The 22,982-nt window shown below is 70.0% G+C and carries 21 protein-coding genes; 11 read left to right on the top strand and 10 right to left on the bottom strand.

What is annotated here, in order from left to right; genetic code table 11:
- Positions 1–57 precede the first annotated feature (57 nt).
- Together AC3EO4_RS12475 and AC3EO4_RS12470 are read right to left on the bottom strand one after the other, a co-directional pair.
- The gene (locus AC3EO4_RS12475) at positions 58–2,343 is read right to left on the bottom strand and encodes an ATP-binding cassette domain-containing protein (RefSeq protein ID WP_431895568.1); all 2,286 of its coding nucleotides are present in this window, start codon (positions 2,341–2,343) and stop codon (positions 58–60) included.
- 150 nt (positions 2,344–2,493) lie between these two features.
- Entirely contained in the window at positions 2,494–2,670 is a 177-nt protein-coding gene (locus AC3EO4_RS12470) for a hypothetical protein (RefSeq protein WP_431895473.1), read from the bottom strand.
- Between the two features lie 245 nt (positions 2,671–2,915).
- Between AC3EO4_RS12470 and AC3EO4_RS12465 the strand changes: the two genes are divergently transcribed.
- From AC3EO4_RS12465 to AC3EO4_RS12445, 5 genes are all read left to right on the top strand, one after another.
- Positions 2,916–4,079, top strand: coding sequence for an amidohydrolase (locus AC3EO4_RS12465; protein WP_379568080.1), 1,164 nt, complete (start codon positions 2,916–2,918; stop codon positions 4,077–4,079).
- 234 nt (positions 4,080–4,313) lie between these two features.
- Complete coding sequence (locus AC3EO4_RS12460) at positions 4,314–5,705, top strand: hypothetical protein (protein WP_431895471.1); 1,392 nt, start codon at positions 4,314–4,316, stop codon at positions 5,703–5,705.
- A 601-nt stretch (positions 5,706–6,306) separates the two neighbouring features.
- On the top strand, positions 6,307–7,596 hold the full coding sequence (locus AC3EO4_RS12455; RefSeq protein WP_431895470.1) for an outer membrane protein assembly factor BamB family protein: 1,290 nt from the start codon (positions 6,307–6,309) through the stop codon (positions 7,594–7,596).
- A gap of 17 nt (positions 7,597–7,613) precedes the next feature.
- On the top strand, positions 7,614–8,096 hold the full coding sequence (locus AC3EO4_RS12450; RefSeq protein WP_431895469.1) for a metallophosphoesterase family protein: 483 nt from the start codon (positions 7,614–7,616) through the stop codon (positions 8,094–8,096).
- Positions 8,097–8,172: 76 nt separating this feature from the next.
- Complete coding sequence (locus AC3EO4_RS12445; RefSeq protein WP_379568088.1) at positions 8,173–8,931, top strand: IclR family transcriptional regulator; 759 nt, start codon at positions 8,173–8,175, stop codon at positions 8,929–8,931.
- 50 nt (positions 8,932–8,981) lie between these two features.
- On the opposite strand, the gene AC3EO4_RS12440 is transcribed toward AC3EO4_RS12445, so the two are convergent.
- Genes AC3EO4_RS12440 through melA form a run of 4 tightly spaced genes read right to left on the bottom strand, consistent with a single transcriptional unit; the run spans position 8,982 to position 13,298 of the window.
- Positions 8,982–9,800: a carbohydrate ABC transporter permease gene (locus AC3EO4_RS12440; RefSeq protein ID WP_379568090.1), complete on the bottom strand. Its 819-nt coding sequence runs from the start codon at positions 9,798–9,800 to the stop codon at positions 8,982–8,984.
- Entirely contained in the window at positions 9,797–10,723 is a 927-nt protein-coding gene (locus AC3EO4_RS12435; RefSeq protein ID WP_431895468.1) for a carbohydrate ABC transporter permease, read from the bottom strand. The genes AC3EO4_RS12440 and AC3EO4_RS12435 overlap by 4 nt, the downstream gene beginning before the upstream one ends.
- On the bottom strand, positions 10,720–12,012 hold the full coding sequence (locus AC3EO4_RS12430; protein ID WP_431895467.1) for an ABC transporter substrate-binding protein: 1,293 nt from the start codon (positions 12,010–12,012) through the stop codon (positions 10,720–10,722). The genes AC3EO4_RS12435 and AC3EO4_RS12430 overlap by 4 nt, the downstream gene beginning before the upstream one ends.
- A complete protein-coding gene (melA, locus tag AC3EO4_RS12425) occupies positions 12,009–13,298 on the bottom strand; it encodes an alpha-glucosidase/alpha-galactosidase (RefSeq protein WP_379568096.1) in 1,290 nt (429 codons plus the stop codon). Before melA ends, AC3EO4_RS12430 begins: the two co-directional genes overlap by 4 nt.
- Positions 13,299–13,542: 244 nt before the next feature.
- On the opposite strand from melA, the gene AC3EO4_RS12420 reads away from it, so the two are divergent.
- Positions 13,543–14,535: an endo alpha-1,4 polygalactosaminidase gene (locus tag AC3EO4_RS12420; protein ID WP_431895466.1), complete on the top strand. Its 993-nt coding sequence runs from the start codon at positions 13,543–13,545 to the stop codon at positions 14,533–14,535.
- Positions 14,536–14,573: 38 nt separating this feature from the next.
- On the opposite strand, the gene AC3EO4_RS12415 is transcribed toward AC3EO4_RS12420, so the two are convergent.
- From AC3EO4_RS12415 to AC3EO4_RS12405, 3 genes are read right to left on the bottom strand one after another with little or no spacing between them, the layout of a single operon-like run.
- Entirely contained in the window at positions 14,574–15,623 is a 1,050-nt protein-coding gene (locus AC3EO4_RS12415; RefSeq protein ID WP_431895464.1) for an amidohydrolase family protein, read from the bottom strand.
- Positions 15,624–15,635: 12 nt separating this feature from the next.
- A complete protein-coding gene (locus tag AC3EO4_RS12410; RefSeq protein ID WP_379568102.1) occupies positions 15,636–16,571 on the bottom strand; it encodes a zinc-binding dehydrogenase in 936 nt (311 codons plus the stop codon).
- Entirely contained in the window at positions 16,568–17,404 is an 837-nt protein-coding gene (locus tag AC3EO4_RS12405; RefSeq protein WP_379568104.1) for a fumarylacetoacetate hydrolase family protein, read from the bottom strand. Before AC3EO4_RS12405 ends, AC3EO4_RS12410 begins: the two co-directional genes overlap by 4 nt.
- Positions 17,405–17,582: 178 nt before the next feature.
- Between AC3EO4_RS12405 and AC3EO4_RS12400 the strand changes: the two genes are divergently transcribed.
- Positions 17,583–18,665, top strand: a complete 1,083-nt coding sequence (locus AC3EO4_RS12400) for an alanine racemase (RefSeq protein WP_379568106.1) — start codon at positions 17,583–17,585, stop codon at positions 18,663–18,665.
- A 13-nt stretch (positions 18,666–18,678) separates the two neighbouring features.
- Entirely contained in the window at positions 18,679–19,443 is a 765-nt protein-coding gene (locus tag AC3EO4_RS12395) for an SDR family NAD(P)-dependent oxidoreductase (protein ID WP_431895461.1), read from the top strand.
- Positions 19,444–19,464: 21 nt separating this feature from the next.
- Here AC3EO4_RS12395 and AC3EO4_RS12390 read toward each other — a convergent pair whose 3' ends face one another.
- Entirely contained in the window at positions 19,465–20,265 is an 801-nt protein-coding gene (locus AC3EO4_RS12390) for a phytanoyl-CoA dioxygenase family protein (RefSeq protein ID WP_431895460.1), read from the bottom strand.
- A 60-nt stretch (positions 20,266–20,325) separates the two neighbouring features.
- Between AC3EO4_RS12390 and AC3EO4_RS12385 the strand changes: the two genes are divergently transcribed.
- The 3 genes from AC3EO4_RS12385 (at position 20,326) to AC3EO4_RS12375 (ending at position 22,856) form a co-directional block, all read left to right on the top strand.
- On the top strand, positions 20,326–21,210 hold the full coding sequence (locus AC3EO4_RS12385; protein ID WP_431895458.1) for a helix-turn-helix domain-containing protein: 885 nt from the start codon (positions 20,326–20,328) through the stop codon (positions 21,208–21,210).
- A gap of 63 nt (positions 21,211–21,273) precedes the next feature.
- A complete protein-coding gene (locus tag AC3EO4_RS12380) occupies positions 21,274–21,972 on the top strand; it encodes a carbonic anhydrase (RefSeq protein WP_431895457.1) in 699 nt (232 codons plus the stop codon).
- A gap of 89 nt (positions 21,973–22,061) precedes the next feature.
- Positions 22,062–22,856: a maleylpyruvate isomerase family mycothiol-dependent enzyme gene (locus AC3EO4_RS12375; protein WP_431895455.1), complete on the top strand. Its 795-nt coding sequence runs from the start codon at positions 22,062–22,064 to the stop codon at positions 22,854–22,856.
- The last annotated feature ends 126 nt before the right edge of the window (positions 22,857–22,982 follow it).

Here is a 22,982-nt window from a genome sequence, read left to right as displayed (position 1 = left end):
ACCCCGACGAGGGGGATCGCTCCCGATGATGACGTCACCGGGAGCGACCGCCGATCGTCAGCCGACGTATCTGCGGAGGTGTTCGGCCGTCAGTGAGGTACCCGTCTCGACCAAATCCGCCGCAGGGCCGGAGAACACGACCTGCCCGCCGTCGTGGCCCGCTCCAGGGCCCAGGTCGATGATCCAGTCCGCGTGCGCCATCACGGCCTGGTGGTGCTCGATGACGATGACCGTGTTCCCGTCGTCCACGAGCCGGTCGAGCAGCTCCAGCAGCTGGTCCACGTCGGCGAGGTGGAGCCCGGTCGTCGGCTCGTCCAGCACGTACGTCGTGCCGCTCTTCGCCATGTTGATCGCGAGCTTGAGCCGCTGCCGTTCGCCTCCGGACAGCGTGGTGAGCGGCTGTCCGAGGCCGACGTAGCCGAGACCGACCGCCGAGAGGCGGTCGAGGATGGTCTTGGCCTGGCCGGTGGTGAAGAACTCTCCCGCCTCGGCCACCGACATGCCGAGGACCTCGCTGATGTTCTTGCCGCGCAGCCGGTAGTTCAGCACCTTGGGCGTGAACCGCCTGCCCTCGCACTCCTCGCACACCGACGCCACCTCGGCCATCATGGCCAGGTCGGTGTAGACCAGGCCGATGCCCTTGCAGCCCGGGCACGCGCCTTCGGAGTTGGCGCTGAACAGGCCCGGCTTCACGCCGTTGGCCTTGGCGAAGGCCGTCCTGATCGGGTCGAGCACTCCCGTGTAGGTGGCCGGGTTGCTGCGGCGGGAGCCGCGGATGGCCGACTGGTCGGCGACGATCACGCCGTCGCGTCCCGCGACGTAGCCGTGGATGAGCGAGCTCTTGCCCGACCCCGCGACGCCGGTGACGACGGTGAGCACGCCGAGGGGGACCTCGACGCTCACGTCCCGCAGGTTGTGCGATGTGGCGCCCTCGATCGACAGCCACCCGGTGGGGCGGCGCGCCTTCTCGCGCAGGCTCACCCGGTGGTCGAGGTAGCGGCCCGTCAGGGTGCCGGACGCGCGCAGGCTGTCCAGGTCACCGGCGTAGCAGATGCGGCCGCCCGCCGTACCGGCGCCCGGGCCGAGGTCGACCACGTGGTCGGCGATCGCGATCGTCTCCGGCTTGTGCTCGACGACCAGGACGGTGTTGCCCTTGTCGCGCAGCCTGAGCAGCAGGCCGTTCATCCGCTGGATGTCGTGCGGGTGGAGCCCCGCCGTGGGCTCGTCGAAGACGTACGTGACGTCGGTCAGGCTCGAGGTGAGGTGACGGACCATCCGCACGCGCTGCGCCTCGCCGCCGGACAGCGTGCCGGACTCCCGGTCGAGACTGAGGTAGCCGAGACCGATCTCGACCAGCGAGTCGAGCGTCTCGAGGAGGGTGGCGAGCAGCGGCCCGACGGAGGCGTTCTCGATACCCCGCACGAACGCGGCCAGGTCGTTGATCTGCATGGCCGAGCACTCCGTGATGCTGCGGCCGTTGATCGTCGCCGACCTGGCCGCCTCGTTCAGGCGGGTGCCGCCGCAGGCCGGGCAGCCGGTGAGCTTGACCGCCCGATCGGCGAACGCGCGTGCCTGCGACTGCATCGAGTCGCGGTCCTTGGCCAGGTAGAGCCGCCTGACCTTGGTGACGAGGCCCTCGAAGGTGAGGTTGTTCGAGCCGACCTTGACCTTGGTCGCGGGCTTGTGGAGGAAGTCCTCCCACTGGTCGGGGGTGTAGTCCTTGAGCTTGAGGTCCGGGTCGAACAGGCCCGAGCGGGCCATCAGCTGCCAGTACCAGGTGTCGACCGCGAAGCCGGGCACCTTGATCGCCCCGTCGTTCAGCGACCGGTCCCTGTCGACCAGCTCGTCGATGTCGATGTCGGAGACCTTGCCGAGCCCCTCGCACGCGGGGCACATCCCCTCGGCCCTGTTGAAGCTGAAGGCGAAGGGCGGGCCGACGTGGGGGACGCCGATCCGGCTGAACATGATCCGCAGCATGGTGTGGGCATCGGTGGCGGTGCCCACGGTCGAGCGCGCGTTGACGCCCATCCGCTCCTGGTCGACGATGATCGCCGCGCTCAGGTTGTGCAGCGCGTCGACGTCGGGCCGGTTGAGGCTCGGCATGAAGTTCTGCACGAACGCCGTGTAGGTCTCGTTGATCAGCCGTCGCGACTCCGCGGCGATCGTGTCGAAGACCAGCGAGGACTTGCCCGAACCGGACACCCCGGTGAAGACGGTGAGCCGCCGCTTGGGGAGGTCGAGGGAGACGCCGGTCAGGTTGTTCTCCCTGGCGCCGCGGACCTGGATGAGATCGTGGCCGTCCGCGGCGGCGTGATCAGATCCGCGAAGGTCGTAGTGCCGGATGTCGTTTGCCTGCTGGCTGGAAACCACGGAAGCCTTTCCATAGTCGAGTGACAGTTTCTACGGCCGTACGGCGACGCCCATCGCGTCGGTCGGCGGCGTGGAGCGCCTTCCCAGGTCAGGCCAGGAGGGCGGAACGGCGCGCCGGATCCGCTACGGCCGTTCGGGGAAGGCGGTGACCGGGCGGAGAACGCCCGGGACCGCCGTCAGCACGATGAGCGGCAGGGTGACGACGTCAGCGCGAGCGCGGGGACGTGTCGCGTCCGCGGTCACGGGGCCCGAGGACAGGCTCACGCACGCCGTCGCTGTCGCCGACATCCATGCCTTCAAGTTTCTCATTGAACGTGCCGTGAAGACTTTTCCGTGGCTCCTCCAGCTTGAGCAGGAGGCGTAGACTGCCGACCTTCAACCAGACGTGCAACCTGTGGGGTGAAGGCGGAGGCGATGGGCCGCTCCGGCCACCTCGCCGTCAGCAGCCGCCTGGCAGCCGCCCCCGGTGTTGCGCTGAGGCCGGTACCGGGGCGGGCTCCCGCAAAGGGCGGGATTTCGGCGAACAGGGAAACTAGGGTGCTGGCATGACTGAAATCCTCCTGCGCGGCGGCCGTCCATGGGGTCTCGAAGGACCGGCCGACGTGCTGGTCCGCGACGGCGTCATCGCCGACGTCGGCGCGGGTGTGGACGCGCCGTCCGCGCGCGTGGTCGACGTCTCCGGTGAGGTGGTGCTGCCCGGTCTCGTCGAGGCGCACTGCCACCTCGACAAGACCCTCTACGGGGGTCCGTGGGTCCCGCACTCGGCCGACGACACGCTGGCCGGGCGCATGTCCAACGACCTGGGCCGCAGAGCGGAGCTGGGCGTGCCGAGCGTCGAGCGGATCATCGCGCTGCTGGAGCGGATGAGCGGGTTCGGCACCACGCACGTGCGCACCCACACCGACGTCGACCCCGAGGTCGGGCTGCGCGGCGTCGAGGCGGTACGGCAGGCGGCCGACGCGCTGAACGGCCGCCTCAGCGTGACGCAGGTCGCCTTCCCCCAGCACGGTCTGCTGACCAACCCCGGCACCGCCGGCCTGCTCGAGGAGGCGCTCAAGGGCGGTGTCGAGGCCATCGGCGGGCTCGACCCGGCCGGCATCGACCGCGATCCCGTCCGTCATCTCGACGCCGTCTTCGAGCTCGCCGCGGCGTACGGCGCGCACATCGACATCCACCTGCACGACGGCGGGTCGCTGGGCATGTGGGAGCTCGAGCTGATCGCCGAGCGCACCGCGGTGACAGGGCTGGGCGGCCGGGTCACGGTCAGCCACGCCTACGCCATGGGCCAGGCCGACGAGGCCCAGCAGGGCCGCCTGGCCGAGAAGCTGGCGGCGGCGGGCGTGGCGATCGCGACGGCGGCCGTCTACAGCTTCCCCGTCCCCGCCGTGAAGGTGCTCCGCGCGGCCGGGGTCACGGTCGCGTGCGGCCACGACGGAATCCGCGACCTGTGGGGACCGTACGGCACGGGCGACATGCTGGAGCGCGCGATGCATCTGGCCTACCGGAGCACGTTCAGGCGTGACGAGGACATCGAGCTCGCGCTGGAGGCGGCGACGTACGGCGGGGCCCGCGCGCTCGGCCTGTCCGGTTACGGCCTGGCGCCGGGCGACAGGGCGGACCTGGTCGTGGTTCCCGCGAGCGGGGCGGCGGAGGCGGTCGTCGTGCACCCGCCGCGCACGCTGGTGATGAAGGAGGGCGTCATCCTCTGACCCCCGCAGAAGCGACCCTGTAACCGTTGGTACGCTTGTCGCCTTTCATGACCAACCAGCTCTTACGGGGCAATTGTGATGACGGGGCCCGGTTTTCCCCAGCAGCATCCGACGCAGCAACAGCCGCCGTGGCAGCAGGGCCCGCCGCACCCGGCCCCATGGCCGCCCGGGCACCCGTACCCTGCGCCTCCACCGCCACCGCCACCGCCGCCCAGGCGCAGGACCGGGCTGTGGGTGGTGCTGAGCGCGCTGTCCCTCGTCCTGGTCATCGCCGCAGGGGCGGGGGTCGGGCTGGTCCTGCGGGACCGGGGCTCCACGGCGCCGCCCGACCCGGCACCGACGGGAGCGGCAGGCAAGAGCCAGGCCAGCTCGGCTCCGAGCGGCAAGGAGCAGGACGCCAACACCGTCGTGGTCACCGACGAGGAGATCACCGCGCTGCTCAAGGCGCACGGCGCCGCGCTGACCTCGGGCGACGCCAAGGCGTTCACCTCGATCTTCGACCAGGAGAACACCACCCTCGTCCGCGACCAGGCCAGGCTCTTCGCCAACCTGCGCAAGATGCCACTGAGCCAGATGTCCTACGAGACGTTGTTCCGTAACGGCCGCACCGAGGACAACTTCGGGCGCGGGGTGACGTTCACCCAGGATGTCGCGTTCGTGCACCGGTTCACCGGCATCGACCTGAAGCCGGTTTCGGAGTGGTACCGCTGGACGATCGAGAAGGCCTCGGCCGACGCGCCCCTCGTCGTCACCAAGGTGGGTGGCGCGCCGCCGTCGATCAGGGGCGGCGAGGGCTCCAAGACCGTGTACTACCCGGGCCCTTGGGACATCTGGCCCGACGTGGCCGTGGTGAAGGCGGGCTCCAGCATCGTGCTCGCCAGGCCCGAGGAGGCCGCGCTCGCCAGGCGCATCGCCCCTGCCCTCGCCCAGGCCACGTCCACCGACCTGGACTTCTGGCGACGCCATGGGCCACCGGACGCGGCGGTGCCGATCGGGTTCGTGGTCGCGCTGGCCAAGGGCCAGTCCCAGCTGGGCAACCTGTTCCGCAAGGAGAAGGCGCACGAGGCGGGCGTGTCGATCCCGATGCCCAGCTGGGGCGCCGGCGGCGACATCAGGATCGGCGGCAGCCGCATCGTGCTCGACACCGCCTCGTCCTTCTTCGCCGACACGGCCGGCATCAAGGAGGTCAGCCAGCACGAGATCGCCCACTCGCTGGTGGCCAGCCTCGACAGCGCCGAGTTCTCGCTGTTCGGCAAGCCCAACTGGATCGTCGAGGGCTTCGCCGACTACGTCGCCACGCGGCACCAGCGCGTCGCCCAGGTGCGCCGCTACCAGGAGGGCCGGGCCTACCTCGCGGGACGGCTGGGCAGGCCGTTCGACGGCCGGCTGCCTGACAACGTGTTCTGGGATGACAAGAACCTGATCAACGCCCACTACTTCATGGGCAACCTCGCCATGCGCTTCATCGCGGAGAAGTACGGCGAGCGCAAGGTGGCCGAGGGCGTGGCAGCGGCGTACAAGGCGAAGGGCGGCGACGGCGAGGCGGCGCTGTTCGAGGCGCTCGGCGTGCGCAAGGCGGAGTTCGAGCGTGAGTGGGCGGCCTTCGTCCGCCGGCAACTGGCATGACGGGGGAACGCGGATGACCGATCAGCACCACGGCCACCAGCATGGCGGACGGCCCGCCGACGTCCCACCCCCGAACGGCGGACAACCTCAATACAGTCCCCCGAACGGCGGACAACCTCCCTACAGCCCCTCGCACAGCGGACAACCCCCACACGGTCCCTCGCACAGCGGACAACCCCCACACGGTCCCTCGTACGGCGGACAACCCCCATACGGTCCGCCGAACAGCGGACCACCCCCCTACGGTCCGCTGAACGACGGACGGCCCTCTCACAGCCCGCCGAACCAGTCCACGCAGGGCCCACCCGCCTACGGACCCGCCACCCACGGCGGGCCCGCCTCCGGCCCGCCGAACCAGGCGCCACCTCCCTACGGGCCACCCGCCGGACCGGCGACCGGACCTGCCTACGGGCCACCCGCCGGGCCCGCCTACGGGTCGCCCGCCGGATCGGCGACCGGGCCTTCCTACGGACCTCCCGCGGGGCCCGCGGGGCAGACCGCCCCGTCGAGCCCCCAGCTGCCGTACCCCCACCACCCGTCCGGCCCGCCGTACCCCCACCATCCGCAGCCCCGGCAGGGCAGGGCTCGCACCGCGCTGTTCGTGGTGCTCGGCCTCGTGGTGCTGCTGGCCGTGGGAACGGGCACCGCGTGGTTCGTCGCCACCACAGGGCAGCCGGGGTCCGCGCAGACCGCGCAGGAGGACACCCCGAGCGGCGAAGCCAAGGCGCTCGGCCAGTGGGCGGTGCCGCTGACCAACGCCGGCAGCACCGACTTCACCACCGGCCTGGCCTTCGCCGCCTGGCTGACCGACACCGTGATCATCCGGGCCCAGAAGGACGGCCTGCTCGCCTACGACCTCGACGACGGCAAGCGGGCCTGGGGGGTGCCGTCCCCAGGGGAGCAGCTCTGCGGGGCCACCGCCGAGCTGGCCTCGGGCAAGGGCGCGGTCGCGTACGGCTCCGCCGGCGTGTGCGACCACCTGGCAGGGGTGGACGCGGCGAAGGGTCGGCTCACCTGGAAGATCGACATCCCCGCGGAGAAGTCCAGCCTGTCCAACACGCTCGCCGCGCCGCAGGTGATGGCCGCCGGCGACATGGTGGTGGTGTCGGTGGACGAGACGGTCTACGGCTACCGCCTGTCCGACGGCGGCAGGCAGTGGACCGTCGCGCCGCCCGAAGGCTGCCATCTCGAGGACGCCCACGCGGCCGCCGCCCACGTGGTGGTGATCTACGACTGCGCGTTCGGCGGCACCTCGAACCGGGTCGAGCTGCTCGATCCGCACAGCGGCAAACCGGTCAAGCGGTATCCGATGGACGAGCTCGGTCTCGGCCCTTCGGTGCTGTCGGCCGACCCCGTCATCGTCCACGTGGAGCGCGGGGGCGAGGACACGTTCGTCGCGTTCGACGGTCAGGGCCGCAAGGTCGAGGTCAGAGCCGGCCACGTCGACATGCTGACCATGAACAAGGTGGCGATGTTCGACGGCATGGCGGAGGAGTACCGCTACGCCGTCCACCAGGACCGGTTGTATCTGGCGACGTTCCCCGAGAACGTGCCGAACGAGCTGCGCTCGCGCAACACGGCGCTGGCCTTCGACCTCAAGACGGGCAGGCGATTGTGGGAGTCGTCGGGCACCAACGCCACCAAGCTCACCTTCGTCCGCGCCGACGACAAGGGGCTGCTAGCGCTGGAGGTGGGCGACCGGCGCGACCTGGCTCCCCGGCTGGTACGGCTCGACGCCGCCTCCGGCAAGGCGACACCCGTGGCGACGCTGCCCCAGGAGTTCGGCACCGAGGGCGACAACGCCAAGGTGTTCGAGCGCGGCGGCGGCGTCCTCATCGTGCCGTGGACGTCGGTCGCCACCAAGAACGCTGTCACCTACTTCGGAGGCTGACGGGTAGGGGTCCTCTCGTGAACGTGGTGGTGCTGTCCGACACGCACGCGCCGCGCCGCTGGAAGTCGTGCCCGCCCCTGGTTGCGGCCCATCTGCGCGGCGCGGACGTGATCCTGCACGCGGGGGACGTGTGCGTGCCCTCCGTGCTGGACGATCTGGCCGTCTTCGCGCCCGTGCACGTGGTCAAGGGCAACAACGACGGCCCCGGCGTGGTGGCGCCCGAGGTCCTGGAGCTGACCCTCGACGGGCTCAGGGTGGGCATGATCCACGACAGCGGCCCCGCCAAGGGCAGGCTCGGGCGGATGCGCCGGCTGTTCCCCGAGGCAGACCTCGTGGTGTTCGGGCATTCGCACATCCCCCTGGACGAGTCGGGTGATGGGCTGCGCATCTTCAATCCCGGGTCGCCCACGGACCGACGCCGCCAGCCGTACGGGACGATCGGTGTGCTGACCATCGAACGCGGCGTGCTGGAGGAGGCCAGGATCGTCGCCGTGACCTGAGTCCGGGCCGTCGGGAACGCGCCAAGTTCCGCATTACGCGCTAGCATTCCACAAAGCGGAACTTGAGGAGAATGCAGTGGCTGAGGCACAGTCCCCCGTCGGCAGCGTCGATCGCGCCCTGCTCATCCTGCAGGAGATCGGAAAACACAGCAGGGGCGTTACTCTCGACGAGCTCGCCACCAGGCTCGGCCTCCCCAAGAGCTCGCTGCACCGCCTGCTCGGCGCGCTCAAGCACCGCGGGTTCGCCGCCCAGCCTGAGCCCAGCGGCCCCTACTTCCTCGGCACCGAGATGCTGGCGACGGCGTTCAGGTTCTACGAGACGATGGACCTGCGCACGCTCGTGCGGCCGCTGCTGCTGAGGCTGAGCGAGGAGTTCACCGAGACCGTGCACATGGCCATGCTCGACGGCGGCGAGGTCGTCTATCTGGACAAGGTCGAGGCGGTGCGGTCGATCACGATGACCTCGGTCGTGGGCGGGCGCAACGCGGCCCACTGCACGGGCGTCGGCAAGGCGCTGCTGGCCTGGACGTATCCGACCGACGAGGCGATCAAGGCGTGGGCCGACAGGTACGGCCCGCTGTCGACAAGAACCCGTAACACGATCACCAATCCGGCGAAGCTGGCCACCCACCTCGACCAGGTGCGGCAGCGCGGATACGCGCTCGACCTGGAGGAGAACGAGCATGGTGTGCGGTGCGTGGCCGCCCCCGTCTTCATGGGGGGCGCCACGCCCGTGGCCGCGGTGAGTGTGACCGCGATCAAGGACCGCATGTCGCCCGCCAGGATGGAAGAGGTGGGCAACGTTCTCAAGCGGGCGGTGGCGGAGAAGATCTGACCGCCCGGCGGGGAGCGCTGAGCTCCCAGCCGGGCGACCTGCGCGGGACGTCAGCCCTTGACCGCTCCCGTCAGCGCCTGGACGAAGCGGCGCTGGCCGAAGAGGAACACCGCGAGCACCGGCAGCGTCGTCAGCACCGTGCCCGCCATGATCGCCGGCCAGTCCGCCCTGTGCTGGCCCTGGAAGGTCGTCAGCCCCACCTGGACCGTGTAGTTGTCCTCGGAGTTGATCGCCACCAGCGGCCAGAACAGATCGTTCCACGCCGTGATGAACGTGATGACGGCCAGCGCCGCCAGAGCGGGCCTGGCCACCGGCAGCACCACCCGGTAGAACACCGCGACGCGCGAGCAGCCGTCGATGCGCGCGGCCTCCTCCAGCTCCTTGGGGAACGACTGGAAGAAGGAGGTCATCAGGTAGATGCCCACCGCGGAGCTGAGCTGCGGCACGATCAGCGCGCCCAGCGTGTCGGTGAGCCCCACCTTGTTGAAGATCAGGAAGGTCGGGATCACCGTGAGCTGGAACGGGATCAGCGCGGTGGCGATGACCAGGACCAGGACCAGCTTGGAACCGACGAACCTGATCCTGGCGAACGCGTAGCCGGCCATGCTGCACAGCACCAGCTGGGCCAGCACGATCGCCCCCGACACGATGACGCTGTTGAGGAACCAGCGCAGGAAGTTCGAGCGCTCGATGACCGTGCGGTAGCCGCCCAGGTCGATGCCATCGGGCCAGACCGCGGGCGGGAACCGGTTGAGCTCGGCCTGCGTCATCACCGAGCTGAGCACCAGCCAGACGAACGGCAGCAGGACCACGGCCGACATCGGCACCAGCACCAGGTGCCACTTGCTGGGCAGGTGGAGGCGTCTCATGTCGTGACCCCCCTCCGCCGCGCGACCAGCAGGCCCGCGACGATCAGCAGCAGGGTGCCGGCGAACAGCACGTACGCCACGGCCGCGCCGTACCCGGCGGTGGAGTAGGTGAAGGCGAGCTGCCAGACGTAGTAGACGATGGTCACGGTGGCGTTGGCGGGCCCGCCCTTGGTCGTGGTCATGACCAGGTCGAAGAACTGGAGCGCGTCGATCACGCCCCAGACCGCGAGGAAGACCGTCATCGGGCGGACCGACGGGACGATGATGTGCCTGAACGTGCTCCACCGTCCCGCGCCGTCGATCGAGGCGGCCTCCATCACCTCCTTGCTGATCTCCTGGATGGCGGCCAGGTAGATCACCACGGAGAACCCGAACCGCGTCCAGAAGAAGATCAGCGTGAGGACGAGCATGGCCTGCGAGGGGCTGCTGAGCAGTCCCTGGATGGGCAGCCCCAGCTTGGCGAGCAGCCCGTTGGCCAGGCCGAAGTCGCGGTCGAAGATGAAGCCCATGAGCAGGCCCGTCGCGGTGGCCGAGACGATGTAGGGCACCAGGAAGCAGGTCCGGTAGAACCCGATCCCTCGCACCTTCCTGTTCAGCAGCACCGCGACCAGCAGGCCGGCGATCAGTGACGTGGGGATGTAGAGCACCAACAGCAGCCCGGTGTTCCTGAGCGCCTGGAAGAACACCGGGTCCTCGAGCAGCGCCCGGTAGTTGTCGAGCCCGACGTTGCGCCCGGCCGTCATCAGGTCGGAGTCGGTGAACGACAGCGCCAGCGCCCACGCCATGGGCACCAGCGAGAACCCCAGGATGACCAGCGTCGCCGGCCCGGCGAAGGACCAGCCGGCGATGTTGTCGCCGAGCTTCCTGCGGTCCTTGGGACGCCTGCGCGGGGCGGCGGAGGCGCTGAGCGCGGTGGTGCTCATGAGCCTGGTACGGCCAGCGCCGCGTCCGACTTGGTGGCCGCCTCGTCGAGCGCCGTCTTGGCGTCGCTCTTGCCCAGCAGGGTCTGCGCGATGGCCTCGGCCACGAAGGCGGACACCCGCGGATACCTGGTGGTGGCCGGCCTGACCCGCTTGGCGTTGGCGAGGTTGGCCGAGATCACGTCGATGCCGGGGTACTTGTCCAGGTAGTCCTGGTAGCCGGGCAGCTTGGTGATCGACTCCCTGATCGGCAGCGAGCCCGTGTCGCTCATCCACACCAGTTGCTGCTGGGCGGCCGTCAGCCAGGCCAGGAAGGTGGCCGAGGCCTTCACCCTGCGCTCGTCGTGGTCGAAGACCACCCAGTTGTCGGGACCCGAGATCGTCTCGTGGTTGCCGTTGGTGCCGGGCAGCGGCGAGACGCCGTAGTCGACCTTCGCCGCCTGCAGGTCGGGCAGCACCCACGGCCCGGAGAGGAACAGGCCGAGCCTGCCCGACTCGAACAGCTTCTGCCCCTTCTCCGCGGGGCTGGAGTCGAGGTAGACGGACTTGTCGTCGACGGCCATGGAGCGCAGCCTGCCGAGGGCCTGCTGGCCCGCCGCGGAATTGAAGACGGCCTTCTTGTTGTCGGGCGCGAGGATGTCGCCGCCGGCCTGCCAGACCATCGGCCACAGGCCCCAGACCGCCTCCTCCCCGCCGCTGATCGGCCAGGTGGTGCCGAAGACGCCGTCCTTGGCGTTGGTGGCCTGCTTGGCCATGGTCCTGAAGTCGTCCCAGGTCCAGTCCGCCGCGGGCGGCTGGACACCCGCCTTGGCCAGCACCTTCTTGTTGTAGAGGACGACCATGTTGTCGACGACCGCGGGGAAGCCGATGACCTTGCCCTGGATGGTGACGGCCTCGCGCTCGTTGGCCCAGAAGTCGTCCCAGCGGACGGCCGGGTCCTTCACGAACTCCGTGAGGTCGGCGGTCTTCGGGTTCCTGGCGATGTTGGGCGCCCACGAGCCGTAGAGGTAGGCGATGTCCGGGTAGGCGTCAGAGGTGAGCGCCGCGGTGATCTTGGGCAGCATGCCGTCCGCCGTGGCTCCGCCGGACTCGGTGTTGACCCTGATGTCCGGGTGGCTCTGGTTGAACTGCTCGACCAGCTTCTCGATCGACTTGGCGGAGGCGTCCTCCTGGCCGTGCCAGATGGTGATCTCGACAGGCCCGCCCGCCGTCTGCTCGTCCCGCGTCGCGCCACCGCCGCAGCCGGTGGCGACCAGGGCGACGACCGCGGCGGCGGCCAGCGCGCGCCTCATCGGACGCCCTCGGGAAGCAGGTCGCCGTGGGCCGCGATCATCTCGTCCACGAGATCGTGGATCTGCTGGAGCGTGAGCGTCGCCGAAGCGTTGGGATCAAGCATGGCGGCATGGTAGACGTGGTCGCGGCGTCCTTCGAGCGCCGCCCTCACGGCCAGCTCGCCCACGTTCAGGAACGTCCTGTTCAGCGCGGCCAGCTGGGGCGGCAGCTCGCCGATCCTGGTCGGGCGCATCCCCGACCTGTCCACCAGGCACGGCACCTCGACGCACGCGTCGTCGGGCAGGTTGGCGATCAGGCCGTCGTTGCGCACGTTGCCGTGGACGACCCTCGTCGTACCGGTCTCGATCGAGTGGATGACCTCGGAGGCCAGCTCCATGGCGGGCGCGATCTCGACGCCCTCCCCCGCGGCCAGACTGCGCCTGGTCTCCTCGTAGGTGTCGAGGTTCTCCTCCGACCAGCGCAGGTAGATCTCGACCGGGATGCGGAACTGCTCGACCTGGTCGTCGTGGTGCAGGAACCAGGGCAGGTACTCCGAGCCGTGCTCGCTCGACTCGGTGGGGAAGTAGCCGAAGCGGCGGTACATCTCCACCCTGACCGTCCTGCGCAGCTCGGGGTCGCCGGCGATGACCTCGTCGAGGGCCGGGTACAGGTTCTGGCCCTTGTGCTCGAACTTCAGCACAAACGCCTGGTGGTTGGCGCCGGCGGTGACGAACGAGACCTCCTCCTCCGGCATGCCCACCAGCGAGGCCAGCCTGGCCTGCGTGTCGCGGACGGAGTGGCAGAGGCCGACGACGTTCTTGAACGGCGTTCCCTGGTAGACCGCGCGGGGGATCATCGCCATCGGGTTGGTGTAGTTGAGCAGCAGCGCGCCCGGCGCCAGCTCGGCCAGGTCGTTGCCCAGTCCTACCATCACCGGAATCGTGCGGAGCGCCCGGAAGATGCCGCCGATGCCGAGAGTGTCGGCTATGGTCTGGCGCAGGCCGTAGCGACGGGGGATCTCGAAGTCGACACGGGTGGCGGCGTGTCCGCCTACGGCGATCTCGTTGATCACGTAGTCGGCGCCGTCCACGGCGGCTCGGCGGTCGAGGTGCGCCTCGACCTTGGCACCCAGCCCGAGCTCCGTGACCATCCAGTTGGCCATGGCCTCGGCCGTGGCCAGCCGCTCAGGGTCGATATCGTGCAGGACCAGGGTGGATTCCCCGAGCTCCGGAAATGTCAGGATGTCGGAGAGGACGTTCTTGGTGAACTCGACGCTGCCGGCGCCGATGAAGACGATGCGTGCCATGGGGTTCCCTCCACAGAGCACGGCGGGCGAGAGGGCCCACTGCGTGCGGTGAGTATAGCCATCCATCCGCGATACAGACTAGGGTTCCGCAATGCGGAAAGATCTGGCTGGCGGGGAGGACTGGCGCTGTTCATCCGTTTTGCGGAATTCTCGACATCAAGACGAAGGTTGACAACCTCCGATCTTGGCCGATTTCCTTAATGGCGGAATATCATTCCGCTATATGGAATAGAAGGTGAGTGCGTTGATCAGTCTCCGATCTCTCTACACACGGGTGACCGCGGTCACGGCCTTACTGCCGGTCGCCGCGCTCGGCCTCACGGCGTCCGCCGAGGCGGCGACGGCAGCCGCCCCGAGCTCCGCCAAGGGCTCCGCGACCTCGGCGAGCGCGGCGATCTGGCGCCCGCCGGTACAGAGCCGCTGGCAGTACCAGCTCCAGGGCAACAAGGCCTTCGCCTCGACCGGCGGCATCAACGTCAACATCTGCGAGGTCCCGCAGACCGGCGGCGCCTGCGTGCGCCCGACCGTCTTCGACATCGACCTGTACGTCGACGCCGAGATCGCGGGCAACAACACCACGCTCAACACGGCCGGCGTCAACGCCATCCACGCCAAGGGCGCCAAGGCCGTCTGCTACATCGACGCCGGGTCGATCGAGGAGTTCAGGCCCGACTACCAGCAGTTCGTCGACTGGCACAAGAGCCACGGCAACTCCCTGCTCGGCAACCCGTTCAGCGAGGAGTTCCCGAACGAGCGCTGGGCCAACATCAACAACGACAAGGGCCAGCGCGACTTCCTGCTGAAGATGATGGAGCCCCGCGTCGACAAGTGCGTCCAGGCCGGGTTCGACGGGGTCGAGTTCGACGTCGTGCACGCCCACGAGGAGGGCAAGGAGGTCACCGGCTGGGACATCAGCCCGGAGACCCAGCTGATCTACAACAGGGCCCTGGCGGACCTGGCCCACAGGAAGGGCCTGTCCGTCGCGTTGAAGAACGACCTCAGCCAGATCGACGACCTGGTGTCGGTCTTCGACTACGCGGTCAACGAGGAGTGCTTCCAGTTCAAGGAGTGCGCCGACCTGTCTGCCTTCGTCCGTGCGGGCAAGCCGGTCTTCCAGGTGGAGTACAAGACCTCGCCCGGCAGCTTCTGCACCAAGGCGAACCAGCTCAAGTTCAACTCCATCAAGAAGGCGACCGACTACTCGTTGTTCGACAAGCCGTACAAGCCGTGTAAGTGAGGACGCGCGGTGGCCCTGCCGCGCGCGGGGCCACCCGTTCACGCCAGCCTCGGCACGAGTCTGAGGGCGTTGCCTGCGTAGACCTGCCCGAGCACGTCGTCGGGCAGGTCGAGCCCGCTGATGCTCCAGCGGCCCATCAACGGCGGGTCCTCCGTGGAGTGGGCGAAGGCCTCGTCGGCGGTCTCCATGAATCGGAAGTGGATGCGGTGGACATCGGGATCGGGTGGGATCTCATCCGTCCCGAACAGGACCCGGTCGGGGTGGCGCAGCACCAGCTCGCGCGTCGCGCGCGGGGCACGCCCCAGCTCGGCGATGCGGGCGGCGACGTCGATGTGGAAGTTGGGATACCGCTCCAGCATGCCGCCGACCCAGCCGAGGTTCTCCGGCCAGCATCCCGCGTGAACGCCGATCACCGCCGTCGCGGGATGGGCGGCGACCATCGACTCCATGGCCTCCATCAGCCGCTCGAAGCGGGGGAACTCGGGCCCTGAGAACGCCCAGTCGGGGCGTGCCGCGAGCTGCTCGAGCCGCTCGTTCCGCTCGTCGATCGGCTGGAAGAAGGCGACGGGGTCGGCGGTGTGCAGGGCGATCGGGACGCCCAGCTCCCCCGCCGCCGCCCACAGCGGCGCGAGCCGTTCGTCGTCGAGCATGACCAGCTCGCCGCGGTGGTCGCGGCGCCGCAGTCCGACGTCCTTCCATACCTTGAGCCCGGCCGCGCCCTCGGCGACCGAGGCGCGCAGCTGCTCGGCCAGCCGTTCGCCGAAGCCGGAGCCGGGCTCGGCGGTCCGCGACCAGTCGACGTGGCAGAACGTGGCGAACCTGCCCGGATGGGCGGCGTCGTAACGTTCCAGATTCGCGGCGAGCTCCCTGCCCCAGCGGCCGTCGAGGTTGACCATGCCGCGCAGGTTGAGCGCGTCCATCGTCGCCAGCAGCGCGGGCACGTCCCGGACCATCCAGTCGCCGTCGTCGGTGAGCCAGCGGCCGAGGTGGATGTGGGCGTCCACGGCAGGCACGCGGGCCCGGTCGACGAGGTTGACCGGCACGGTGAGCTGGGAGATCGGTCGGTACTGGGAGAGGGAGATGTCCACGGCTGCCTCGGTTCAGGGGGTGAGCAGGGCCTTGACGGGAACGGTGTGACCGTTCATCAGCGTGGTGAAGACCACCGCTCCCTCGATCAGCGGGAAGGTGTCGACCCAGCTGAGGTCCCAGCCGCCGACCAGCTCGGCGGCGGCGGCGAAGTCCGCGTCGGTGTAGGCGAACGAGCCGAGCACCCGCTTCTCGCCACGCACGAGCCCCGCGGCGTCGAAGCCCGCGTCGGCGGCTGCCAGTCCGAGCCACACCGCGACCCCGCCGGGCCGTAGCAGCGTCAGAGACCGCTCGTGGGTGACCGCGGCGCCCACCGCGTCGAAGATCACGTCGTACTCGCCGGTCAGCTCCGCCACGGCCGCGTCCGCGCCGAGGCGGCCCGCGATCACGCGGCGGCTCTCCGAACGGTCGGCCACCTCGATCCTGGTGGCCCCGCCCGAGAGGGCGACCTGCAGGCAGGCCAGGCCGATCGCCCCCGCGCCGATGATGCCCACGCGGGCGCCCGCCGGAGCTCCGGCCAGCGACCAGGCGTGCACCGCGTTCGCGGCCGGTTCCACGATGCCCGCCGCCGTCCAGTCCAGCTCCGTGGGCAGCGCGGTGACGGCCGCGGAGGGTACGGCCACGCGCTCGGCGAATCCGCCCGGCCGGTGCACGCCGACGATCCGCCGCTCCCTGCACACGTTCCGCAACCCCATCGCGCACACGTCGCACGTGCCGCACGACAGGATCGGGTTGACGATCACCTGCGTCCCGTCGTCCGTACGGCCGGCGAACTCGTGCCCCATCACCAGCGGCGGCACCCGGAAGCCGGGCGTCTTGACCCCGTGCAGCTCGCTCCCGCAGATGCCCGAGGTGACCACGTGGACCAGGACGTCGCCGTCACCGACCTCCGGCTCGGCCACGTCGCGGATCTCGACGACGCCGGGACCGGTGAACACCAATGCCTTCAACGCGGGCCTCCTGCCACGGGGTTGCTCAACGTGCCGATGCCTTCGACGCCCACCTCGACGGTGTCGCCCGGACGCAGGGACCTGCGCGGATCCATGAACTCGCCGCAGCCCCACGGGGTGCCGGTCAGGACGAGGTCACCGGGTTCGAGGGTGAAGGCGCGCGAGCAGTAGGCCAGCAGTTCGGCGACGCCGAACAGCATCTCGGCCGTGCTCGAGTCCTGCACGGTCTCGCCGTTGACGGCCGTCCACAGCCGCAGTGCCTGCGGGTCGCCGAGCTCGTCAGGGGTCACGATGGCGGGGCCGAGGGGACAGAAGGTGTCCAGGCTCTTGCCGCGCGTCCACTGGCCGTCGGCGAACTGCAGGTCGCGGGCCGAGACGTCGTTGGCCACGGTGTATCCGGCCACGCCCGCCAGCGCCTGCGAGGGGCTCGCGTGGCGCAGCGGGGTCCCGATGACCGCCGCCAGTTCGACCTCCCAGTCCACCCGCTCGGTCAGGTCGGCGTCGATGACGATGGGCTCACCGGGGCCGATCACGCTGGAGGGGAACTTGGCGAACATCAGCGGGCGCTCGGGCTTGTCCATCCCGGCCTCACGGATGTGGTCGAGGTAGTTGAGGCCGATCGCCACGATCTTTCCCGGGCGCAGGGGTGCCACGGGTGTCGCTCCGGCGAGCGGCCTGGCGGCCGAGACCGCCAGGCGGTCCACCTCCTCCTGCCCCTCCGCCAGGACCGCGTTCAGCGGGGTGCCCGGGGGAACGTCCAACGCGTACCAGAGTCCCTCACGCTCCGTCGCGGCGAATCGGGCTTCGCCGACACGCACGGTGCCGAGTCTCATTGCGTGCTCCTAATTCCGCAATACAGAATGCTGTTCCGAATCAGCGCAAGAACACCAGCATGCGGTGCGGCTGTCAAGAGGCTTCCGCAGCCACTAGGCAATTCTGTGATACGGAATGCTGGTGCGCTATGCGGAATTGATGCTACTTTCGTCGGAACTTCGAGAGGGGCGGACTGCGATGTACCCCGAGATCGACACTCCCGCGCTCGTCATCGACCTCGACGTGGTCAGAACCAACGTGACGGAGATGGCCAAGGTGGCGGCGCGCAACGGCGTCAGGCTGCGACCCCACATCAAGACGCACAAGATGCCCGAGCTGGCCAGGATGCAGCTCGAGGCAGGAGCGAGCGGCATCACGTGCGCCAAGCTGGGCGAGGCGGAGATCATGGCCGACGCCGGGATCGACGACATCCTGCTGGCCTTTCCCCTCTGGGGAGAGCCGAAGCTGCGTCGCCTGGCCGCACTGCGCGAGCGCGCCAGAGTGCGGGTCAGCCTCGACTCCCCCGACGTCGCCGCGGCGCTCGGCCGACTGGGCGGGCCGCCCGTCGAGGTGCTGGTGGAGGTCGACACCGGCCAGCACCGCCTGGGCCGCCCGCCGGGCCGGCCCACCGCCGACCTGGTCGCCGAGATCGCCGCGATCCCCGGCATCGAGGTCGTGGGGCTGCTCACGCTGGCCGGCCACGCCTACCACTCCCGCACCCCCGGCGAGCTGGCCGCGACCGCCCGCCGCGAGGGTACGGACCTGGTGTCCACCGCCGAGATGTGCGCCCGCGACGGCATCGAGCTGCGCGAGATCAGCGTCGGCTCCACGCCCACCGCCAGGCACGTCGCCGGAGTGGCGGGAGTGACCGAGATCAGGCCCGGCACCTACATCTTCAACGACGCCTCGATGATGCGCCTGGGCGTGGCGACCGAGGCCACCACCGCCGCCCGCGTGCTGGCCACCGTCATCGCCCGGCCCACCCCCGAGCGCGTGGTCTTCGACGCGGGGACCAAGTGCCTCACCTCCGACGGGAGCGGCTCGCCCGACTGGATCAGGGTCGCGGGCGTGCCGTACGCGCACATGGAGTTCCTGAACGAGGAGCACGCCGTCGCCCAGCTGGAGCCTGGCCACCACGGCGAGCTGCCCGTGGGGACGCGGGCGATGCTCATCCCGAGCCACGCCTGCTCCGTCGTCAACCTCTTCGACATCGCCCACTGCGTCGAAGATGGACAGGTCATCACCGAGCTACGCGTCGCGGCCCGCGGCGCGGTGCGCTGAGAGCAGGAGAACCATGCGCGGACTCGCCGGCAAGCGAGTGCTGGTCAGCGGCGGCAGCAGCGGCATCGGTGCCGCCACCGCCCGCAGATTCCTCGAGGAAGGAGCCAGGGTCGTGCTCGGCGGGCTCGACCACGCCGAGGTCGAGGCCACCGTGGCCGAGCTGTCGGCGCTGGGCGAGGTGAGCGGCCTGGCGGGCGACGTCCGCGTGGAGGCGGACGTCGCCCGGCTGGTGGACGGCGCGATCGCGAAGATGGGCGGCGTCGACGTCCTGATCAACAACGCCGGCACGGCATGGCGTGAGCCGTTCCTCGAGATCACGCCCGAGCACTGGGACCGGATCATCGCGGTGAACCTGCGCGGCATGTTCCTCGTCGCCCAGGCCGTGGCCCGCCATCTGGTGGAGCGCGGCGAGGGCGGCGTCATCCTCAACATGTCCTCCACCAACGGCCTCGGCGGCGAGGCCGACTACGCCCACTACAACGCCTCCAAGGGCGGCGTGCTGCTGCTCACCAGGACCATGGCCGTCGAGCTCGGCAAGCACCGCATCCGGGTGAACGCGCTGTGCCCCGGCTACATCGCGACGCCGCTCAACGCCGCGATCTCCGCCGAGCTCGCCGGCGACTTCGTCTCCTCGTACGAGCGTGACCACATCCCGCTCGGCCGCGCCGGGCTCGCGGAGGAGGTCGCGGCGGGATACGCCTTCCTGGCCTCCGACGACGCGGCTTTCATCCACGGCACCGAACTGGTCATCGACGGCGGCCAGCTGGCGATCATGTGATCGCCAGCTGGCGCACTGCCGCTAGTGCGGCCCCGCGGGGTCGTCGGTGCCGCACGGCCCGCCGCCCGCCGCCTCCGCGAAAAAAACGCGCTCCCCCGCGATGGTGAGCGTCGGGTAGTAGGAGGAGATCCGTTCGGTGGAGGCGCCGACGTAGTGGCAGATGAAGCTGCGGCGGAAGCGGTCGGCGGTCGTGTTGGGCTCGGAGCCGTGGACGAGGTTGCCGTTGAAGAACAGCACGTCGCCCGGCTCCATGTCGACCGGCACCCGCGCCAGCCCTGGCGGCGGCGGGACGTACTCCCTGGTGAAGGACAGTCCAGGATCGGCCTCCTCCGGGCAGAACAGGTCCATGAGGTGGGTGCCGGGCACCACCTCGAGGCCGCCGTTGGCCCTGTCGATGGTGTCGAGCGCGACCCACGCGGCCACGCACGTGCCCGGCTCGACCCGCAGATAGAAGTTGTCCTGGTGCAACGCCTGGCCGCGCGCCCCTGGCGGCTTGAAGTAGAACATGCTCTGGGCTGCCACCGGCTCCTCGCCGAGGAGGCGGCCGACGATGGCGGCGATCCTGGAGTCGAGCAGGTAGCGCAGGGCCAGGTCGTTGACCTGGTGGGGATGCATGACGCGGGGGTAGTCGCGCAGGATGTCGTAGGGGCCTCCAGGACCCTGAGGCCGGGGGGTGAAGTGGCCGGGGATCGGCCCTGCCGCGTGCAGAGCCATGAACTCCTCACGCAGCTCAGCGGCCTCCTCGGCGGTGAACAGGCCGCGCACCACGGCGAATCCCTCGTCATGGAAGGCCTTGACCTGCGGCTCCTCGAAGGTCTTCACGATACGTTCTCTCCCTCATTCGGCTGTTTCCCACGCTAGGAGAGCGAACAGGTGGAAGGTATGCCTGCGACGGCTGAGGACATGTCCGTTCCTGCCGCCGACCTGGTGATCGTCGGGCACTTCGACCAGACGCCCGGCTACGCCGTACGCCGGAAGGCGGGCGCGCCGAGCTGGCTGATGATGTGGACCCAGGCCGGGGCGGGACACGTCGAGCAGGGCGAGGCGGCCTTCACGGTCGGCGCCGGCGACCTGATCGTGCTGGGCTCCATGACCGGCCACCACTACCGGGTCGCCTCCGGGGCGAGCCATTGGGCGTTCTGGTGGGTGCACTTCCAGCCGCGGCCCTCATGGCTGACGTGGCTGAGCCCGTACGCGCGAGGCTCGCGCTGCCACCTGGTGCGCGCGGTCCACGAGGCGGTGAACGAGCGTCTCGACCATACCTTCCGCCGGGCGAACGCGGACGCCCGCTGGCCGGGGCACGGCGCGCCGCCGGAGGTCGCCCGTCGACCGCTCAGGCCCGCCGTGGCCGTGGCGCCGCAGGCCCGCGAACTGGTCCTCAACGCCGTCGAGGAGGTGCTCCTGCTGGCGACCGCCGCGGCGGCAGGGCCGGTCGAGGGTCGCGACCCGCGCATCCGCCGGGCCGAGGAGCTCATCGCGGCCGAGCCCGACGCCCCGCACACCGTCGCGTCGCTGGCCGGATCAGTGGCGCTGTCGCCGTCACGCTTCGCCCACCTGTTCGCGGAGCAGGCCGGCAGGACGCCCATGCAGGCCGTGAGAGAGGCCCGGGTACGGCACGCGGCCCGGCTCCTGGAGGTGACCGACATGGACGTCGGGCAGGTCGCCACGGCCTCGGGCTTCGCCAGCCCCTTCCACTTCAGCAGGACCTTCCGCAAGGAGTACGGGTTCTCGCCCCGCCAGTACCGCTCCCGCCTGCGCGGTACTTGATCACTTACTACCTGTGTCGGAAGTCACCATGAGATAGGTCAATAAATCGGCATAATCGCAGTCATGAAGACCAAGATCGTTAATCGCCGCACGCTCCTCCACAGCGCCGGCCTGCTGGCCGGCGGCCTCCTGGTGGGCGCGGGCTCCGCGCACGGCGCCACCAGGCTCTCCGCGCCGCCCGCCCGCCCCGCCACCCCTGACGAGGCATGGGCCACCCTGAAGGAGGGCAACAGGCGCTGGGTCGCCGACGCGGCGATCCACCCGCACCAGGATCGCGCCAGGCGCGACGAGGTCGCCGAGAAGCAGAACCCCTACGCCGTGGTCGTGTCCTGCATCGACTCCCGCGTCCCCCCGGAGATCGTCTTCGACGCCGGGATCGGCGACGTGTTCACCGTCCGCAGCGCCGCCCAGACGATCGACCCGCTGGTCAGCGGCGCCATCGAATACGGGCCCGTCGAACTGGCCACTCCCCTGATCGTCGTCATGGGACACCAACGCTGCGGCGCGGTGACGGCCGCAGCGCACGCCTTACGCGAGGGCACCACGCTGCCCGGCGACCTGCAGCGCATCGTCGAGGCGCTGCGCCCCGCCTACGACCGCGCCCACGGGGACGTGGACAAGATGATCAGGATCAACACCGTCGACACGGTGGCGAAGCTGAAGGCCGACAAGCTCCTGGCCCCTCGCATCGCCCGGAAGCAGCTCAAGATCGTTGGCTCCTACTACTCCCTCGACACCGGCCAGGTCACCCGTCTCGTCTAGCCGGATCCGACACCCGCGACTCGCCGCGTCGCCGCGCGCGAGCCGCGCCGCCGCGCCGCGGTCCCGCCGGCGGATGGCACAGTGAGGTCATGGACCATCTTCCGCACTTCCGTCGCGAGATCCTCGCCTTCGAAACCGCGGCCCGCAAGGCGGCCGAGGCCGGGACGGCGCCCATCGTGCCCTCGTGCCCCGAGTGGTCGGTGTCCGATCTGGTCGGCCACCTGGGCTGGGTGCACCGATTCGTGGCCCACATCATCACCGAGCGGCTCCAGGAGCCCCCGCAGGCCCTGGATCCCGAGCTCCTCGACCTTCCGCCTGACCTGCGCGGCTGGCAGGGCCCAGGACAGGAGCCGACACCAGGGCCGGTGCCGCGGAGCCTGATCGAGTGGTTCGGCAGCGGCGCCTTCGCACTGGAGTCGGCGTTCAGGAAAACCGGCCAGGACGAGCGCGTCTGGACGTGGTCGCGCGACCGGACCACCGGGTTCTGGCTACGGATGCAGACCATCGAGGCGGCCGTCCACCGCTGGGACGCCGAGGGCGCGGTCGGCACGGCCCAGCCGGTCGAGGCAGACCTCGCGGCCGACGCCGTCGTCCAGAGCCTCACCGTCATGGCGCCCTACCGGCGCACGGTGAAGCAGGCCCCTCCCGGATCGGGCGAGCGGTTCAGGTTCCGGCAGATCGACGGCGCGGGAGACTGGACGGTCGCCTTCAACGGCGACGACGTCCTGCTCATCGAAGGCGGCGAGCCTGGCGACGTCGAGCTGACCGGCACCGCGTCGGACCTGATGCTGTTCCTCTGGCAGCGGATCCCGCCCGAGCGGCTCGAGGTGAAGGGTGAGCGCGAGGTCCTCGACCGCTACTTCACCCTCGTGCCTCCCGTGTGATGCTCACCCTTGCCTCTCCGGCCTGACCGAAACCCGACCTAGGGACCGGCCGCGGGTTCACCGAAACGATCACCGTCCGGGGCGGATCATGCCAGGATGACCGCTACGGGTGTACGCGGGAGACAG

Source organism: Nonomuraea sp. bgisy101, assembly GCF_057708945.1.
This window is presented reverse-complemented; position numbering and strand designations above follow the sequence as displayed.

Excerpts from the sequence above, each read along its gene's own strand:
- AC3EO4_RS12465 (WP_379568080.1), top strand. The coding sequence starts at position 2,916 with ATGACTGAAATCCTCCTGCGCGGCGGCCGTCCATGGGGTCTCGAAGGA.
- AC3EO4_RS12440 (WP_379568090.1), bottom strand. The coding sequence starts at position 9,800 with ATGAGACGCCTCCACCTGCCCAGCAAGTGGCACCTGGTGCTGGTGCCG.
- AC3EO4_RS12435 (WP_431895468.1), bottom strand. The coding sequence starts at position 10,723 with ATGAGCACCACCGCGCTCAGCGCCTCCGCCGCCCCGCGCAGGCGTCCC.
- AC3EO4_RS12430 (WP_431895467.1), bottom strand. The coding sequence starts at position 12,012 with ATGAGGCGCGCGCTGGCCGCCGCCGCGGTCGTCGCCCTGGTCGCCACC.
- melA (WP_379568096.1), bottom strand. The coding sequence starts at position 13,298 with ATGGCACGCATCGTCTTCATCGGCGCCGGCAGCGTCGAGTTCACCAAG.
- AC3EO4_RS12405 (WP_379568104.1), bottom strand. The coding sequence starts at position 17,404 with ATGAGACTCGGCACCGTGCGTGTCGGCGAAGCCCGATTCGCCGCGACG.
- AC3EO4_RS12400 (WP_379568106.1), top strand. The coding sequence starts at position 17,583 with ATGTACCCCGAGATCGACACTCCCGCGCTCGTCATCGACCTCGACGTG.
- AC3EO4_RS12395 (WP_431895461.1), top strand. The coding sequence starts at position 18,679 with ATGCGCGGACTCGCCGGCAAGCGAGTGCTGGTCAGCGGCGGCAGCAGC.
- AC3EO4_RS12385 (WP_431895458.1), top strand. The coding sequence starts at position 20,326 with ATGCCTGCGACGGCTGAGGACATGTCCGTTCCTGCCGCCGACCTGGTG.
- AC3EO4_RS12380 (WP_431895457.1), top strand. The coding sequence starts at position 21,274 with ATGAAGACCAAGATCGTTAATCGCCGCACGCTCCTCCACAGCGCCGGC.
- AC3EO4_RS12375 (WP_431895455.1), top strand. The coding sequence starts at position 22,062 with ATGGACCATCTTCCGCACTTCCGTCGCGAGATCCTCGCCTTCGAAACC.